Source organism: Pantoea sp. QMID4, assembly GCF_030270445.1.
Lineage (GTDB): Bacteria > Pseudomonadota > Gammaproteobacteria > Enterobacterales > Enterobacteriaceae > Pantoea > Pantoea vagans.
Genome location: NZ_BSXL01000003.1, coordinates 462,251 through 478,885, shown reverse-complemented (window position 1 = coordinate 478,885; position 16,635 = coordinate 462,251). Strand labels below are relative to the sequence as shown.

General features: G+C 54.3%; 15 protein-coding genes and 3 tRNA genes. 10 read left to right on the top strand and 8 right to left on the bottom strand.

Going from position 1 to position 16,635, the window contains the following annotated elements:
• Positions 1-235: 235 nt before the first annotated feature.
• Positions 236-1,153 carry an HTH-type transcriptional activator AaeR gene (gene aaeR, locus QSK07_RS09635; RefSeq protein WP_098052259.1) on the bottom strand — a complete coding sequence of 306 codons (918 nt, stop codon included), beginning with the start codon at positions 1,151-1,153 and terminating at the stop codon, positions 236-238.
• A gap of 232 nt (positions 1,154-1,385) precedes the next feature.
• On the opposite strand from aaeR, the gene aaeX reads away from it, so the two are divergent.
• From aaeX to QSK07_RS09610, 5 genes are all read left to right on the top strand, one after another.
• The gene (gene aaeX / locus QSK07_RS09630; RefSeq protein WP_285721464.1) at positions 1,386-1,589 is read left to right on the top strand and encodes a p-hydroxybenzoic acid efflux pump operon protein AaeX; all 204 of its coding nucleotides are present in this window, start codon (positions 1,386-1,388) and stop codon (positions 1,587-1,589) included.
• Between the two features lie 7 nt (positions 1,590-1,596).
• A complete protein-coding gene (gene aaeA / locus QSK07_RS09625) occupies positions 1,597-2,529 on the top strand; it encodes a p-hydroxybenzoic acid efflux pump subunit AaeA (protein ID WP_098052260.1) in 933 nt (310 codons plus the stop codon).
• A 9-nt stretch (positions 2,530-2,538) separates the two neighbouring features.
• Positions 2,539-4,491, top strand: a complete 1,953-nt coding sequence (gene aaeB, locus QSK07_RS09620; protein ID WP_285721463.1) for a p-hydroxybenzoic acid efflux pump subunit AaeB — start codon at positions 2,539-2,541, stop codon at positions 4,489-4,491.
• 113 nt (positions 4,492-4,604) lie between these two features.
• Positions 4,605-6,056 (top strand): NAD-dependent succinate-semialdehyde dehydrogenase, encoded by a 1,452-nt coding sequence (locus tag QSK07_RS09615; RefSeq protein WP_285721462.1) that lies wholly within the window; start codon positions 4,605-4,607, stop codon positions 6,054-6,056.
• Between the two features lie 55 nt (positions 6,057-6,111).
• Positions 6,112-6,381: a barstar family protein gene (locus tag QSK07_RS09610; protein WP_098053126.1), complete on the top strand. Its 270-nt coding sequence runs from the start codon at positions 6,112-6,114 to the stop codon at positions 6,379-6,381.
• A gap of 65 nt (positions 6,382-6,446) precedes the next feature.
• Here the strand turns inward: QSK07_RS09610 and yhcN (QSK07_RS09605) are convergent, their stop codons facing one another.
• The 4 genes from yhcN (QSK07_RS09605) to argR form a co-directional block, all read right to left on the bottom strand.
• Positions 6,447-6,710 carry a peroxide/acid stress response protein YhcN gene (gene yhcN, locus QSK07_RS09605; RefSeq protein WP_098052263.1) on the bottom strand — a complete coding sequence of 88 codons (264 nt, stop codon included), beginning with the start codon at positions 6,708-6,710 and terminating at the stop codon, positions 6,447-6,449.
• A 93-nt stretch (positions 6,711-6,803) separates the two neighbouring features.
• A complete protein-coding gene (locus QSK07_RS09600) occupies positions 6,804-7,070 on the bottom strand; it encodes a YdgH/BhsA/McbA-like domain containing protein (RefSeq protein WP_285721461.1) in 267 nt (88 codons plus the stop codon).
• Positions 7,071-7,152: 82 nt separating this feature from the next.
• Complete coding sequence (gene yhcN, locus QSK07_RS09595) at positions 7,153-7,416, bottom strand: peroxide/acid stress response protein YhcN (protein ID WP_098052264.1); 264 nt, start codon at positions 7,414-7,416, stop codon at positions 7,153-7,155.
• 474 nt (positions 7,417-7,890) lie between these two features.
• Complete coding sequence (gene argR / locus QSK07_RS09590) at positions 7,891-8,361, bottom strand: transcriptional regulator ArgR (RefSeq protein WP_013359192.1); 471 nt, start codon at positions 8,359-8,361, stop codon at positions 7,891-7,893.
• Between the two features lie 440 nt (positions 8,362-8,801).
• Between argR and mdh the strand changes: the two genes are divergently transcribed.
• Positions 8,802-9,740, top strand: a complete 939-nt coding sequence (gene mdh / locus QSK07_RS09585; RefSeq protein WP_098052265.1) for a malate dehydrogenase — start codon at positions 8,802-8,804, stop codon at positions 9,738-9,740.
• A 49-nt stretch (positions 9,741-9,789) separates the two neighbouring features.
• On the opposite strand, the gene mscM is transcribed toward mdh, so the two are convergent.
• The 3 genes from mscM to rsgA form a co-directional block, all read right to left on the bottom strand.
• Positions 9,790-13,119, bottom strand: a complete 3,330-nt coding sequence (mscM, locus tag QSK07_RS09580; RefSeq protein WP_285721460.1) for a miniconductance mechanosensitive channel MscM — start codon at positions 13,117-13,119, stop codon at positions 9,790-9,792.
• A 14-nt stretch (positions 13,120-13,133) separates the two neighbouring features.
• On the bottom strand, positions 13,134-14,033 hold the full coding sequence (gene asd / locus QSK07_RS09575; RefSeq protein ID WP_285721459.1) for an archaetidylserine decarboxylase: 900 nt from the start codon (positions 14,031-14,033) through the stop codon (positions 13,134-13,136).
• A 169-nt stretch (positions 14,034-14,202) separates the two neighbouring features.
• Complete coding sequence (gene rsgA / locus QSK07_RS09570; protein WP_098052268.1) at positions 14,203-15,252, bottom strand: small ribosomal subunit biogenesis GTPase RsgA; 1,050 nt, start codon at positions 15,250-15,252, stop codon at positions 14,203-14,205.
• A 101-nt stretch (positions 15,253-15,353) separates the two neighbouring features.
• Here rsgA and orn point away from each other — a divergent pair, with 101 nt between their 5' ends.
• From orn to QSK07_RS09550, 4 genes are all read left to right on the top strand, one after another.
• Positions 15,354-15,902 carry an oligoribonuclease gene (gene orn, locus QSK07_RS09565; protein WP_010256094.1) on the top strand — a complete coding sequence of 183 codons (549 nt, stop codon included), beginning with the start codon at positions 15,354-15,356 and terminating at the stop codon, positions 15,900-15,902.
• A 154-nt stretch (positions 15,903-16,056) separates the two neighbouring features.
• Positions 16,057-16,132 (top strand) — tRNA-Gly (locus QSK07_RS09560).
• A gap of 27 nt (positions 16,133-16,159) precedes the next feature.
• A tRNA-Gly gene (locus QSK07_RS09555) sits at positions 16,160-16,235 on the top strand.
• Positions 16,236-16,260: 25 nt separating this feature from the next.
• Positions 16,261-16,336 (top strand) — tRNA-Gly (locus tag QSK07_RS09550).
• Positions 16,337-16,635 lie beyond the last annotated feature (299 nt).

The window sequence follows — 16,635 nt, the reverse complement described above, 5'->3', positions numbered from 1 at the left end:
TGGCCCGTTTACGGGCGCACCTCAGGGATGAGGTGCGTACTAAAAACGCTGGGAGCGTTTTTGAACAACGCAACGCGTTGGCCCGTTTACGGGCGCACCTCAGGGATGAGGTGCGTAATCACGCAGACCGGGCGTGTCAGGGATGACATCTTTTGCTTCTTTCCGATCTGTCCGTGCTCCCTTCGCTGGCTGGATCTTAAAGCTTGCTGGGGTAGATGTTGTCAACAATTCCCTGTCAGCTTTTACGGTGCTGCTGATACTGTTCAGCCACCTGTTCAAAATAGTCGGTCAGATAATCGATGCAGACCTGTACCTTCAGCGGCAGTTTATCCTTTTCGGTATAGAGCGCGTACACCGGACGCGGATCGGACTGATAATGCGGAAACAGAATATCGATCTCGCCTGCGGTGATCTCATCAATCACCCACATCATCGGCACATAAGCGATGCCATTGCCTGACTTCAGCCAGCGAATCAGCGTCAGCGAATCGTTGGTCACGAAACGCCCCTGTGGCGCGAGGCGGGTCACTAAGCCTTCTGGGGCAATCAGCTCAAAATTGTTGTCGGGCCGTACGCTATATTCCAGCCAGGAAAAATTATCGATATCGCCCGGCTTCTCCGGCGTGCCATGCTGGGCCAGATAGCTTTTTGCGGCGCACACCACCATCGGCATCGCGCCAAGACGACGCGAAAAGAGGCTGGAATCTTTTAATGTGCCCACCCGAATCACCAGATCCAGACCATCCGCAATCAAATCCGGGGCCGGAACGCCAGTAACCAGATTCACACTCAACCCCGGATACTCCCGCAGCATATCGCTGGTCATACCGGCTAATACATTCTGCGCCATGGTCGAGGAGCTGCCAATCCGCAACACGCCAATCGGCGTATTGTTAAACGCGTAGAGCTGTTCATGCACCTGCGTCGCTTCCGCCAGCATACGTCGGCAGCCCTGATAATAGATTTTACCCGCTTCGGTCAGCCCGATACTGCGGGTACTACGATTCAGCAGCTTAACCTGCAATGCATCCTCCAGTTTCGCGACGATCTGGCTGATGGATGAGACGCTCAGATGAAGCTGACGCGCCGCCGCGGTAAACGAACCGAGTTCGACCACTCTGGCGAAGACAGACATGCCTTTCAGTCGTTCCATTATTTACTCTGGCTTAAAAGTGATTTAGATCACATTCTGTAGAAAACGTATAGTCAGGCGCGTTATTATAAGCGCGCCGGGGTATTTCCCGGTGATTCTTCATTGCCTGATACCCTTCGATGATACGCTATTATTAAGCCAGCTGCGGTTCGGATAGCGTTGCCTTCGGGTTTTCCTGCGACATCTGAAAAGGCAACGACGTATCCCGGCAAGGTCGAACTAAGGATTTTTGATGAGTGTGCTTCCGGTATTTGTCATGTTTGGGCTCTCTTTTCCGCCCGTTTTCATCGAATTGGTTATTTCACTGATGCTGTTCTGGTTAGTGAAACGCGTGCTGACGCCGAGCGGTATCTACGATCTTGTCTGGCATCCGGCACTTTTTAATACAGCGCTTTATTGCTGTGTGTTTTACCTTGTCTCCCGTTTATTAGTCTGAGGTTGAAGTGAAAGCACTCATAAGAAAAATCGCGCGTTACGCGATCACTATTCTGCTGGTCATCATCGCAGTGGTTATCATCTTCCGCGCCTGGGTGTTCTATACCGAATCGCCCTGGACGCGTGATGCACGTTTTGCCGCTGACGTGGTGGCGATCTCGCCTGACGTCACTGGCCTGATTACTGAGGTTCCGGTACACGACAACCAGCTGGTGAAGAAGGGCGATACGCTGTTTGTGGTTGACCGCCCTCGCTATCAGAAAGCGCTCGATCAGGCACAGGCGGATGTTGAATATTACCAGGCCCTGGTGAGTGAGAAACGTCGCGAAGCCGGACGCCGTAATCAGCTTGGCACCTCTGCGATGTCGCGCGAGGCGATCGAGCAATCTAACAACGATCTGCAAACCAGTGAGCATCAGCTGGCAAAATCGGTGGCGACGCGCGATCTGGCGAAGATTGATCTTGAGCGCACCACCGTGAAAGCACCATCCGATGGCTGGGTCACCAACCTCAACGTCTATCAGGGCGAATTTATTACCCGGGGTTCTGTGGCGGTGGCGCTGGTTCAGCAGCACTCTTTCTATGTGCTGGCTTACCTTGAAGAGACCAAACTGCACGGCGTTGAGCAGGGCTTCCGCGCGGAAGTGACTCCACTTGGCAGCAACATTGTGCTGCGTGGTACCGTCGATAGCGTTGCGGCGGGCGTCACCAACAGCAGCAGCTCGGTCGACAGTAAAGGCATGGCAACAGTAGACTCCAATCTGGAGTGGGTCCGTCTGGCACAGCGTGTGCCGGTGCGCATCCGGCTTGATCAGCAGCCCGGCAATCGCTTCCCGGCGGGAACCACCGCGACCGTGGTGATTACCGGTCAGGCCGATCGTCAGCCTGAACAGGTTTCACCCATGATCCGACTACTCAATCGCCTGCGTGAGTTTGGTTAAGAGGGCGATATGATTGAGTTCCTGCGTTTCCCGGTAAAGCTGACCTTCGCGCTGGTGTTAGCGCTGATGGTAGGGTTTCACTTTAACCTTGAAACACCACGCTGGGCAGTCATGACCGCCGGGATCGTGGCGGGCGGCACCGCATTTGCAGCGGGTGGCGATCCCTATTCCGGCGCACTGCGCTATCGCGGCGTTTTACGTATTATCGGGACATTCATCGGCTGTATCGCTGCACTCACCATCATGATCGCCACCGTGCGTGCGCCGGTTGTGATGCTGCTGCTATGCTGCATCTGGGCAGGGCTTTGCGTCTGGCTCTCTTCGCTGATTAAGGTAGAAAACTCCTATGCGCTGGGACTGGCGGGCTACACCGCGCTGATTATTGTGGTGACGGCTAACGCCAGCGGCGGTCTGACGCTGGTGCCGCAATATGCGGTTGAGCGCTGCAGTGAAATCTTACTCGGTATTCTGTGCGCCATTCTGGCCGACATGATCTTCTCGCCACGTTCGATTAAAAAAGTGATCGACGCGGAAGTTGATTCGCTGCTGGTGGCCCACTATCAGCTGCTGCAACTCTGCGTCGCCCATGGTGATAAGGAAGAGGTCGATAAAGCCTGGAGCGCGCTGGTGCGGCGCACCACGGCGCTGAACAGCATGCGCAGCCAGCTGATGATGGAGTCGTCACGCTGGAAGAACAGCAACCGCCGTTTGCAGATGCTTAATACCCTGTCACTGACGCTGATAACGCAGGCTGCCGAAACCTTCCTCATTCAGAATTCCCGTCCGGACTACATTCCGCCCCAGTATCCGTTGATGGTTGAAAAACCGGCCCCGACGGTTGAAGAGGTGCATAAGCGGATGAAAGTTATGCGGCGGGTGATTGGTGTGAGCGGCAAATCAACGCCGGTCACGCTGGCCAGTTGGGTAGGCAGCGCCACCGAATATCTGCTGCTGCTTAAAGGCATCAGAAGCAACAGCCGGATAACCTCGCTGGAAGAGGAGATTCTGCAGCGCGAAGTGGTGATTCAGGCGCGTTCGGCTGAAACACATCATGCGATGATTAACGGCATCCGTACCTTCGTTGCAACCGCGCTGGGTTCGCTGTTCTGGCTCTATACGGGCTGGACGTCTGGCAGTGGCTGTATGGTCATGCTCGCCGTTATTACCGCGCTGGCGATGCGTATGCCTAATCCGCTGATGATGGCCAAGGATTTTCTCTACGGCATGACGGTCGCGGTTCCACTCGGGGCGCTCTATTTTATGTATGTTCTGCCCGCGACGCAGCAGAGCGCATTACTGCTCTGCATCGCCATCGGCATTCTGGGATTTATCGGCGGCATCTTCATTCAGCGGCGTCAGCTCGGCACGCTGGGTGCGTTGATTGGTACGCTCAACGTGCTGGTTCTCGATAATCCGATGGAATTTCACATTAACGTCTTCCTCGATAATGTGCTCGGTCAGGTTATCGGCTGCTTTGTCGCGATGATGGTCATTCTGCTGATTCGGGATAAATCGAAGGCGCGCACCGGCCGCAAACTGCTGAACCGCTTTATGTATGCAGCTGTTTCGGCCATGACCACCAATCAGGCGCGTCGGCGCGAAAATCATCTGCCGGCGCTCTATCAGCAACTGTTTCTGCTGCTGAACCTGTTTCCGGGCGACATCAATAAATATCGCATCGCCCTGACGCTGATCATCGGTCATCAGCGGTTACGTGACGCGGAAGTGCCGGTTAACGCCGATCTCTCCGCGTATCACCGACAGCTGCGTTACACCGCCGACCGGGTGATCTCCGCCAGCAGCGACGACAAGCGCCGTTACTACTTTGAACGTCTGCTCAAAGAGCTGGATGTCTATCAGGAAAAACTGGTCCACTACGAGGCACCCGTCAGCGTAACGGAACCGGTCAAACGACTGGCGACGATGCTGGATAAGTACCAGAACACGCTCATCCAAATCTGAATCTGGCCGCTGCGACCTGCAGCGGCCTGTGCAATCCCCACCCATCACAAAATCTGTCGCTTTTGCCAACTATACTCTCCAGACGGAAGAGCAAAACTGACAGGAGCGAATCAATGAAATCATTGCAAGAGAGCGAACTGTTCCGCACCGGCTATTTAGCGGACGGTCAGTGGCATCAGGCGGCGTCCACGTTTGATGTGACCAATCCGGCAACCGGCGAGGTGATTGCGCAGGTGGCAAAAGCCGGTAAGGCGGAAACGGAGCAGGCTATCGCCGCAGCGGAACGCGCCTTTCCCGCCTGGCGGGCGCAGACCGCCAAAGCGCGTGCTGAAATTCTCACTCGCTGGTACCAGCTAATGATTGAGAACAAGCGCTGGCTGGGACAGCTGATGACCACTGAACAGGGCAAACCCCTGAAGGAAGCGGAGGGAGAGGTTGAATACGCCGCCAGCTTTATTCAGTGGTTCGCCGAGCAGGCTAAACGGGCGAACGGCGAGATCATTCCGCCGGCAAAACCCGGCTCCCGCATTCTGGCGACCCGCGAACCGATTGGCGTAGTGGCTGCCATTACGCCGTGGAATTTCCCGATGGCGATGCTGACCCGCAAACTGGGTCCGGCTCTGGCGGCAGGCTGCACCGGCATTATCAAACCTGCTAATAATACGCCACTCTCCGCCTTTGCCCTGCTGGCACTGGCAAAACAGGCGGGCGTGCCGGATGGCGTGCTGAACGCGGTGGCGGGTGATACCCATGCCATCAGCGATGCGATCATGGCCAGCAAAGCGGTACGTAAAATCTCGTTCACCGGCTCCACCCAGGTGGGCAAGCTGCTGATGCGCAATGCCGCCGAAACCATGAAGAAAGTGTCGATGGAATTAGGGGGGAATGCCCCATACATCGTGTTCGACGATGCCGACATTGATGCCGCTGTACAGGGTGCGATTGCCAACAAATTCCGTAATGCAGGCCAGGTGTGCGTCAGCGTAAACCGCTTTTATATCCACAATGCCATCTATGACCGTTTTACTCAGCAACTGGCTGCCGAAGTGAACAAGCTGAAGGTTGGCAACGGTATGGATGAAGGCGTGATTGTCGGACCATTGATTGAAGCGTCGGCGGTGGAAAAAGTTGAGCAGCACGTGAAAGACGCGGTAGCCAAAGGCGGCAAATTACTGGCGGGTGGTGAGCGCCATGCGCTGGGTGGCAACTTCTGGCAGCCTACGGTCATTACCGAGGCGCATGAAGGCATGCAGCTTGCGCAGGAAGAGACCTTTGGCCCGGTGGCTGCCTGTTTCCGCTTTGATGATGAAGATGACGTCATCCGCCGCGCCAATGATACGCCATTCGGCCTTGCCGCTTACTTTTATACCCAGAATCTGCAACGGGTGTTCCGCGTCTCAGCGTCGCTGGAAAGCGGGATGATCGGCATCAACGAGTGTGCCGTTTCCACCGAGCTGGCGCCGTTTGGTGGTGTGAAAGAGTCGGGTCTGGGCCGCGAAGGTTCGGTACTCGGTATGGAAGAATATCTGGAGGTCAAAGCGCTGCACCTGGGCGGTTTGAGCTAACGGTCATGAACGGGCGGCAGAGGTCGCCCGCAGACGGAGCATGGGAGCCGTCAGCATGAAAATCGAGCGTTTTGATTTTAATGAAATTGTCGACCAGTTCCATTTCTTCCGCCAGTTCAGCGAGCGATTTGCACTGGAGGAGCGCCGCATCTGCGATCTGGATGGATTATGGGATGTGGTGACGGGCGATCTGTTACCGATGCCGCTGGAGATTGAGTTTGTCAATCTGGGCAGGGGGCAGCGACGGCGCTATGGCGCGCTGATTCTGTTATTTGATGAAGCGGAAGAGGAGCTGGAAGGCCGGCTGCACTTTAATGTCAGATAATATATCAGATGAAAAAAGGCCCCGGCGAGCGGGGCCAAAGGGTTCGTCATTAATCTGACGAGGAATTACCTATAAAGCTGTGCGGTGATGTGATAGTTATCACCGGTACGCGCCTCGATCACTTTGTAGGCGCTGGCACCCTGCTCATCTGCTTTCTGGGAAAGCTCTGCGCGGTAATCCATAGGCGATCCCGCGGTTCCACTGATGGTCACGGTACCCGCAGGCTGCAGATTCTGCGTCTGGTCACCGGTTACCAGCTGTGCGGCAGAAGCGCCGAACGCCATAACAGAAAGCAGACTGACTGTAGCGATGGTTGTTTTGATATTCATGATTATTTCATCAATATATTCAACAACCTGCGGTTACTCGTAAGGGCCGGTCGTCGATATTTGTCATGCGCCTTCAGGCGTCATCACGGTTAATTATTTATAAAGCTCAGCGGTGACATGCCAGGTGTTGTCCTGGTTGTTTTCGATGATGCGATAATGGCTTGCGCCCTGTGCATCCGCTTTATCTGACAGCACCTGACGGATATGCGTCTGGTCGCCGTTACGTCCGCCAATACTGATGGTCTGATTCATGGGCTGCAGACCCTGCGCCTGTTCATTCGATACCAGGCTGGCGGCGCTGGCACCCACTGAAAACAGGGACGCCAGACTAAGAGCAGCAATTGCTAATTTCATTTTCATGGTCAACTCTCCTGAAGATTTTGCTTCAGCTCTCCGGAGCGCAAAAAGGCGTGTCAGAAAGAGAGCCGCTGGCATTATGGGTTTAGTTATACAGCGCGGCGGTAGCGTGATAATTGCCATTGTTGTAAGCCTCGATCACGCGATAGGCTTTTGCACCCTGCTGATCCGCTTTGTCACTAAGCTTCTGTTTGATATCCATTGGTGAACCCGCGACGCCGCTGACACTGATGGTGCCGACAGCCTGCAGATCCTGTGCCTGCGCGGCATCGATAGATTCTGCTGCTACTGCACCAAATGAGAGTGCAGAGAGAATGCTCAGGGTAGCGATGGTAGTTTTTACGTTCATAGATATTTCCTCGTCGTCTATTTTTATCTTTCTGGTTAGTGTGATTTGCATCACGAAAAGAAGTATAGAACTAATAACGAGAGAAATTAATATCCGGCTAATAATGTTTTTTTGTGATTCTTTATCCTTATACCTACTTTTAATAACTTAACGTTATAAAAACAGCATAAAAAATATCCTTTTCGGTGATTTCAGTCACAAAAACAGTGAGATAGATCACTTTAACGTTTAGTGCGAAACTATGAGGCGTATTGGACTGGAGTTTGATCTGGATCCGGGCAATGGTGCCGGTTCAGTGATGTAAAGCAGTGTAAAATAGCGCACAACGTAAAGCAGAGTAAGCGATCTGACCAGGATACAGATGTATTAACGCTGGCTTATTAGTCTTAAACAGCGGGGCAGTGTGACGCAAAAAGATGGGCAGAGAGAACGAACTGACGACCTGGGGCGGGATAGCTGGCCGTCAGTCAGCGATCAGAGCTCCTGTTCAAACAGGTTGAGGATCGCGCTGTGCAGCTGCTTAACCGTAAAGTCGCGTGCACGGGTAATAAAGATTGTGTCATCGCCAGCGATCGTGCCAAGGATCCCATGCGCTTTGCCCAGCGAATCCAGCATACGTGCAATCAGCTGTGCTGCGCCTGGACTGGTATGAATCACCACCAGCGCATCGTTGTAGTCGATATCCAGTACCAGGTTTTTTAACGGGCTGGTGGTGGTCGGCACGCCCAGTTCAGCGGGCAGGCAATAGACCATTTCCATCCTGGCATTACGGGTGCGCACTGCGCCAAACTTGGTCAGCATCCGCGAGACTTTGGACTGGTTGATATTTTCAAAGCCCTCATCCTGAAGCGCCTGAACAATTTCGCCCTGGGAACTGAATTTTTCTTCTTTTAATAAGGCCTTGAAAGCCTTGATCAGATCGTCTTGTTTTGATGGGTTTCGCATAGGTTACCAATAAATAGAGAGAATAACCGCGCATCCGCCCGCGGCAGAGTGGTGATTATGCATTTAAATGCATTTTTATGCAATCGGTCGATTGATGAGCAGAGTTCGGGCTGCTAGCGGGCGGCGATAATAGCAAATAAATCCGCTCAGACCAAAACCCCCGTCACAGCCCCGAAAGGCGAAGGTTGCAAAGTTGTTATATGATTGGTGGTGTAGTATCAGAAGCAGGAACAGAAAACGCACATAGCCGTTCTCTGTCTGACGACGGCAAAGTTGTCGGTCATTCAGGCGCAATGATAAGTAACTTTTGAATCCGGCGAGCAAGTGTGAAAACACGTAGAATTAACAGCGGATATTTATCGTCGCCTGAGCAGTTGATTAAGGTCTGACACAGATAGAATTTCGGCCCATCTCTGCCCCACCTTAATAAGGAGTTAAGAATGAAAGTTGCCGTTCTCGGTGCCGCTGGCGGCATAGGCCAGGCGCTCGCACTTCTGCTCAAAACCCAGCTTCCCGCGGGTTCAGAACTCTCACTGTATGACATTGCGCCGGTTACGCCTGGCGTTGCCGTTGATCTCAGCCATATTCCTACTGCTGTCGCCATTGAAGGTTTTAGTGGAGAAGACGCCACGCCTGCCTTACAGGGTGCCGATGTGGTACTGATTTCTGCTGGCGTCGCACGTAAACCCGGTATGGATCGCGCTGACCTGTTCAATGTGAACGCAGGCATTGTTCGTAACCTGATTGAACAGGTTGCCACAACGGCCCCTAAAGCGTTGATTGGTGTTATTACCAATCCGGTCAATACCACTGTTGCCATCGCGGCAGAAGTGCTGAAAAAGCACGGCGTCTACGACAAAAATCGTCTGTTTGGCGTGACCACGCTGGACATTATTCGTGCTAACACTTTTGTGGCCACACTGAAAGGGAAGCAGCCGGATCAGGTGGAAGTCCCGGTGATTGGCGGCCACTCTGGCGTAACCATTCTGCCGCTGCTGTCACAGGTCAAAGGCGTCAGCTTCAGCGATCAGGAAGTGGCTGATTTAACCAAACGTATTCAGAACGCTGGCACAGAAGTGGTGGAAGCTAAAGCGGGTGGCGGATCGGCTACGTTGTCGATGGGCCAGGCGGCCGCGCGTTTCGGTTTATCGCTGGTACGCGCACTGAAGGGTGAGGCGAATGTTGTAGAGTGTGCTTACGTGGAAGGCGAGGGCGAACATGCCCGCTTCTTCTCTCAGCCGCTGCTGCTCGGTAAAAATGGCATTGCTGAACGCAGGCCAATTGGCACACTCAGCGCTTACGAACAGCAGGCGCTGTCAGGCATGCTGGATACACTGAAGAAAGATATCGCGCAGGGTGAAGAGTTCGTTAAACAGTAACTGACGGCTCAGACCTGAAATAACGCCCGGCTCAGCCGGGCGTTTAGCATTACAGGCCGCCAGATTTATAGGCGCGGGCTGCGGGCGCACCGTTGCTGGCAGGCAGCTTCTTGCCCAGGGTTTCCATGCGCATCTGGAACGGTGGGAACGGCATCTCAATACCGTGTTGCTCAAACCCGAGCAGAATCAGCTGGTGCAGCTCATGACGCAGCGGCATACGGTGCCCCATCTCTGCAGCATGTACCCTGATCTCAAACAACTGAATCCCCTGCTGCAGATCGACGAGGAACGCTTCCGGCGGTGGCGTATCAAGCACATAACTGCAGCGTTCGGCCGCCTGCACCAGAATGGTGGTTACCTGCTCACTGCTGATTTTGGCCGGAGCCGGGATGGTGAGCACCACACGCGTTACGGAATCAGACAGCGACCAGTTAATAAACTGCTCAGTGATAAAGGTCTTATTGGGAACGATAATTTCCTTTCGGTCCCAGTCGGTGATCGTGGTTGCACGTGTATTGATGCGGGTAATGCTGCCAGTAAGCTCGCGGATTGTCACGGTGTCGCCGATACGAATCGGCTTTTCGAACAGGATAATCAGGCCAGAGATAAAGTTGGCAAAAATCTCCTGCATACCGAAACCCAGTCCCAGACCCAGTGCGGCAACCAGCCACTGCAGTTTCGACCATTCAATCCCAATCATCGAGAAACCAATCAGCCCGCCAATCAGCAGCAGCAGATATTTGGTCAGTGTAGTAATGGCGTAACCGGTACCCGGCGTCAGATTAAGATGCTGCAACAGTGCCAGCTCGAGCAGTGCAGGCATATTGCGCACCAGCTGAGTGGTAATAATAAATACCAGAATGGCGATCAGCACTGCACCCAGGGTAATCGGCTCGATCGACTCGACTCCCTGAATAGAGGTGCTGACATCCCACAGCTGAATATTCTCCAGAAAGCCAAAGGCGGAGTGAATTTCAGACCAGAGCACAATGACCGAAACCAACGCAATTAATGTCAGAATCGAGCGCACGAGCCGCAGCGACTGGGTGCTGATAGCGTCAAGATCGATAACAGGTTCTTCAATTTCAATCGAATCAGTCATCAATGCGCTTTGCTCTTTCTCTTCTTCACTGCGCGCCCGGTTAGCCAGCATATCGGCACGGCGCTGACGGGCGCGGTCAAAACCAAGACGGCGACGCTGAATCAGCATCCAGCGCCGGATAATGTGGTAGATAACCAGTAGCAGGAACCAGATGGCGACTGAGGTTTCCAGTCGCGCCAGCAGCGCCTGCGCGGTCGCCAGGTATCCCACGGCGGAGGCGAGGGCAGCCATCAGCGGCATGGCGATCATCAGGTTCCACAGCATCCGGTTCACCATATTCTCGCCATTCCCCTCTTTATCGAGATAGAGCGGAATACCGGATCGTTTCAGGCTGACGGTAACAATGCTGATTGCTCCGCAGATCAGGATGAAACAGAGGCGACCCAGCGACGAGGAGAACTGACGATCTTCCAGATTGCCAAAGGCTATCAGCAGCATAATCAGCGGCACAATCAGGCCGATGCTCAGCGAGTAGTAGCGCATGGCGCGCGCTACCCGGTTCTGCGGCCAGCGGAAATGCACAATGAACAGGCCATTCGGACGGGCAAAGGCGGCGCTGATCATAAATGCCCACAGCAGCGGCAGCGTGGCGGTAATGCCATCACCAATCGCCACAGCGATAGGATAGGGCCAGGCGTTCTGCAGGCCATAACCCAGTGCACCCCACAGTACGGGCAGCGGCAGCGCCACCAGAATCGACCAGAACACGGTACGGATGGTCAGACGGAAACGATCCTGGGTGACCTTGCCGACTTTGCTGGCAGAACGTTCAAGAAATGCATTGAAGTGGCGGCGCGAGCTGATGCTAAAACCGACCAGCAGCAGGGCGCCAATAATCGGCAGCACTGAATTACGGCTGGTAAACATCATCGCCATCGCTTTGCCAAGCTGACCCAGCGTATCCAGCGACAGCAGTCGGGAAAGGTCTTTAGCCAGATCCAGCGGATAACTCAGACCGATCGGACTGACGTCAGCGGTCCAGAACAGATAGCGGTGCGTCGCGTCTTTGACCTCCGTCAGCGCATCCTGCAGCTGAGTGTTTCCGACCTTGAGTTTTGTGATCTCCAGAATCAGGGTGTCACAGCCGGAGATCAGGGAGTTGAGCAGTTCACGCTGGGTGCGTAGCTGCGCATCAAGAATACGCTTCTGTTCTGCGGTGAAGGGCTGACCATCGGCCTGCCGTCCTTTGCGCAGCGTTTCCTGACGCTCCAGCAGATCTTCATAGTAGAGACGCTGTACGCGAAGCTGTGCCATCTCATTATCAATCTGCTGAGACTTAGGCATCTCTGGCAGACGTGCGACCTGCGCCCGAAGCGCTTCGCCCAGCAGATTAGAGACGCCCAGCCACTGCGACTGTTCTCGCAGAGTAGAGAGCGCCTGACGGACCTGAATAATCTGGTTGGTGGCCAGCCGCTGCTGTGACGCCACCAGATCCATACGCTGCGCCTGCTGATTCAGCGCAACCGAGAGTTCGCGGTTAACCCGAAACTGATCGCTGATCGCCGGCGGCAGATCGCCGCTGTTTTCCGCCAGTTGCTCGGTGCGGGCAAGAGCGACTTCCGCTTCACGTTGCCGCTGATCATTGAGCTGGTTGCGCAGTGCCTGCAGGTAGTTGTCGAGCTGTGTCGCTTTACGCTGGTGAACTTCAGCCCGCATCCTCGCCAGTTCCTGACGGTTATTGGCGGAGAGCTGGGCCAGCTCAAGTTCATCAACGAGCGCTTTATTAGCGGCGCTTTCCGCCTGACGAGCCGCCAGTTGCAGCTGGCCCTGCGGTGAACTGGTACTGACGCCCTGCAGTCGGCGTTCACTCTCCGTCATCGCCCGGCGTGCTTCGGTCTGCTGCTGCGGCAGTTGCGACAACGAATCGCTGATTTCCCGCGCCCGATCCTGCTCCTGGCGTGCCTGACGACCCTCTTCCAGCAACTGGCTGCTGACCTGCACAATCTCCTGATCCAGCTCGGCGCTGCTCATGTTGCTGCGTACGGTTTTCCCGCTGTCGCTCAGCGCGGCGATCTGCTGACGCAGTTCGCGCGCCAGACGCGGAAAGTCATCAATCACCTGCTGATATTGCGCCGCGCGCTCCAGCGAGTCATCGCGTTCAGAGAGGAAGTTCAGGGCAGCTTCAATCGTCTGGATCTGTTCCGCCTGGGATGGAGAACTTTTGGCAGATTTTATCTCTTCCAGCTGCTGTTTGAGCTGGCTGGCGTCAGGAAGGCTGGCCGCGAAGGCCGGGCTGCTGAGCCACAGGCTCAGCAGCAGGAGGAGAATCGAACGCACAGAGGACACTCAATTTAGCCGACGATGACGTCGGAAATGTCTGTCGCCACCGGCAGCGCGATCGCCAGCGGTTGGCCCAGACGGGTTTTGCTTTCTGCTTCCAGACTTTCAGCCAGTTTGACGCGGCCAGGTGCGAACAGGTTGATGACAGTCGAGCCGAGTTTAAAGCGGCCCATTTCCTGACCTTTAAGCAGCACCACGGCACCTTCATCATCCGCTGCCGGATAGTGCCAGCGTTTGATCACACCTTCACGCGGTGGGGTGATGGTGCCCGCCCAGACGGTTTCAATGCTGCCGACAATCGTTGCACCTACCAGAATCTGCACCATCGGTCCGATATCCGTTTCGAAATAGCAGATAACGCGCTCGTTACGGGCAAACAGGTTGGGAATATTACGCGCGGTCAGCGGGTTGACTGAATAGAGATCGCCTGGCACATAAATCATCTCACGCAGGATACCGTTACATGGCATGTGGACGCGGTGATAATCGCGCGGAGCCAGATAGGTGGTGACGAACTCACCATCCACAAATTGAGCTGCCATACGCTCATCACCCGCCAGCAGAGCATCGATGGTGTAGTGATGACCTTTAGCCTGGAAAATCTGATCGCCATGAATATGGCCGAGCTGGCTGATAGCACCATCTGCGGGCAGGGCGATCAGGCTGGCGTCTGCATCCACCGGACGCGCATCGTCTTTCAGCGGACGAACGAAAAAGTCATTAAACGTGCGATAGCTGGCGGTATCGGACTTGCGTGCCTCCGCCATATCGACTTTGTAAAACCAGACAAAGATGTCAATGACCAGTTTAGTCAACCAACCACCGCGGCGACTGGCGCCCCAACCGGCAAGTTCAGTCAGCCATTTCTTCGGGAGAATATGATTCAAGCCGAGTTTTAAACGATCAAACACCTTAGCCTCCTGGCTATTTCAGGACATGGTAAAAAGGGGCGGATTGTAGCAGTGCCCCGTTCAGATGGCGACTATACCTGATTTCCGGCACGCTGCACGGTCCGGACGCCTGATCGGAATCCACCTCGCAAAATGCAGCGGCTTATCCGCTCAGACGCGGTTATACCGATTAACTTTCACCATCAGGGAAATTTTTACGCGTTTTTACCTGCGCCATGCTCTCCAGGATACGGTGGTAGTTATCGAAACGGGAAGCGTGGATTTTTCCCTGTTCGACCGCTTCACGAATCGCACAGCCGGGATCGCTGCCATGTGTGCAGTCACGGAATTTGCAATAGCCCAGGTAGGGGCGGAATTCGACAAAGCCACGCGTTACCTGTTCCGGCTCCAGATGCCACAAACCAAACTCACGCACGCCGGGAGAATCGATCACATCGCCGCCATGCGGGAAGTGATACAGGCGTGATGCGGTAGTGGTGTGCTGGCCCAGGCCTGATCCATCTGATACTTCGTTGGTCAGAATCGCGACCTGCTCATCTTTGTCGAAACCGAGCAGGGCATTCAGCAGGCTTGATTTACCGACACCAGACTGACCGGCAAAGATACTCACGCGGTCGGTTAAGGCCGCTTCCAGATCGTCAAGGCCGTTTTTCGCCCGGCTGGAAACCATCACCACACGATAACCAATATCGCGATAGATATGCATCTGCTGATCAACAAAGGCGCGCGCCTCGTCATCCAGCAGATCGGTTTTGTTCAGGACCAGTAACGGTTCGATGTCCAGCGTTTCGCTGGCAACCAGATAGCGATCAATGATGTTCAGCGACAGTTCCGGCAGGATCGCAGAGACGATGATGATCTGATCGATATTCGCCGCCATCGGCTTTACGCCGTCGTAAAAATCAGGGCGGGTTAATACGCTGGTGCGTTCATGCACCGCTTCAACAATGCCTTTGCCGCCGCTGGTGGCCGGACGCCACAGCACACGGTCGCCAGTAACCAGCGAACGGATAGTACGGCGGATATTGCAGCGGTGGGCGACGCCTGCGCTATCCTCAACATCAGCATGCATGCCAAAACGACTCACAACGACCCCATCTGCAGCTTCACCAAACAGGTTGTCATCCGCTTCCGGACGCTCTCTGCGCTGGTTGAGACGGCGATCGTGGTTAGCGCTTACGCGACGTTGTTGGCCCTTTGACAGTTTATTTTTACTCACTCACCCTCACAGCGTTAGCCAGATTTCGCCCGGCTGGGCAAAACGTCTATGATACACCTTATTCATCGTGAATGACGACTACAGCAACCGCAGGAAACAGCATGGCTACTGGAAATGAACAGAATCTGATCTGGATTGATCTTGAGATGACCGGACTTGATCCGACGCACGATCGTATTATCGAGATTGCAACCCTGGTGACTGACGCCAACCTGAACATTCTGGCGGAAGGGCCGGTCATGGCCGTCCATCAGTCCGATGCGCAACTGGCGCTGATGGACGAGTGGAATGTCCGCACCCACACCAACAGCGGTCTGGTTGCGCGGGTGAAGGAAAGCCAGATTGACGATCGCGCAGCCGAACTGGCGACTATTGAATTCCTGAAGCAGTGGGTTCCGGCTAACACGTCGCCAATCTGTGGCAACAGTATCGGGCAGGATCGCCGTTTCCTGTTTAAGTACATGCCTGAGCTGGAAGCGTACTTCCACTATCGCTATCTGGATGTCAGTACCCTGAAAGAGCTGGCTCGTCGCTGGAAACCGGATATCCTGCCTGGCTTCAAAAAAGGCGGCACACACCAGGCGCTGGATGATATTCGTGAGTCGGTGGCGGAGCTGGCTTACTACCGCGAACACTTTTTGCAGCTTTAATCGACGACGGGTGCGCATGAAACCACCAGGTTGCTGATTTAATCAACAAACGCGCGGAAAGCGAAAAATTTTGCTTTCAGACGCTTGCAGCAGCAACGATTTCTCGTATAATGCGCACCCCGTACCGGTGAAGAATTTAGTATCGGTACAAGGCGCGGGAATAGCTCAGTTGGTAGAGCACGACCTTGCCAAGGTCGGGGTCGCGAGTTCGAGTCTCGTTTCCCGCTCCAGATTTAAATGTAAGCAGTAACCTCTTTGCGGGAATAGCTCAGTTGGTAGAGCACGACCTTGCCAAGGTCGGGGTCGCGAGTTCGAGTCTCGTTTCCCGCTCCAGTTTTATAAAGCAGTACCCTTCTATGCGGGAATAGCTCAGTTGGTAGAGCACGACCTTGCCAAGGTCGGGGTCGCGAGTTCGAGTCTCGTTTCCCGCTCCAGCTTTTACATCACACCCCCTGTTTCAGTTCGTTATACGACTGCTTTTGGTCGCGTGATTTTAGTTGTCTTCTGAAGGTTATCCACAGCACTACCTCCTATCTTTCGTGCCTGTCAGGGCGATCTGTAAATGTGTTCTGAACAGAGTTATCCACAGCTTTGTGATTTAACCGCAGCGGTAGTCTCATTATTAAATAAACACAAGTTTTTCATAAGTCATTGATATTTATGTTTATGAAAATATTTCAATTTGTTATTTCACAGTGAAATCAGCGTTGTTGCAGTTGAATGACAACAGCTT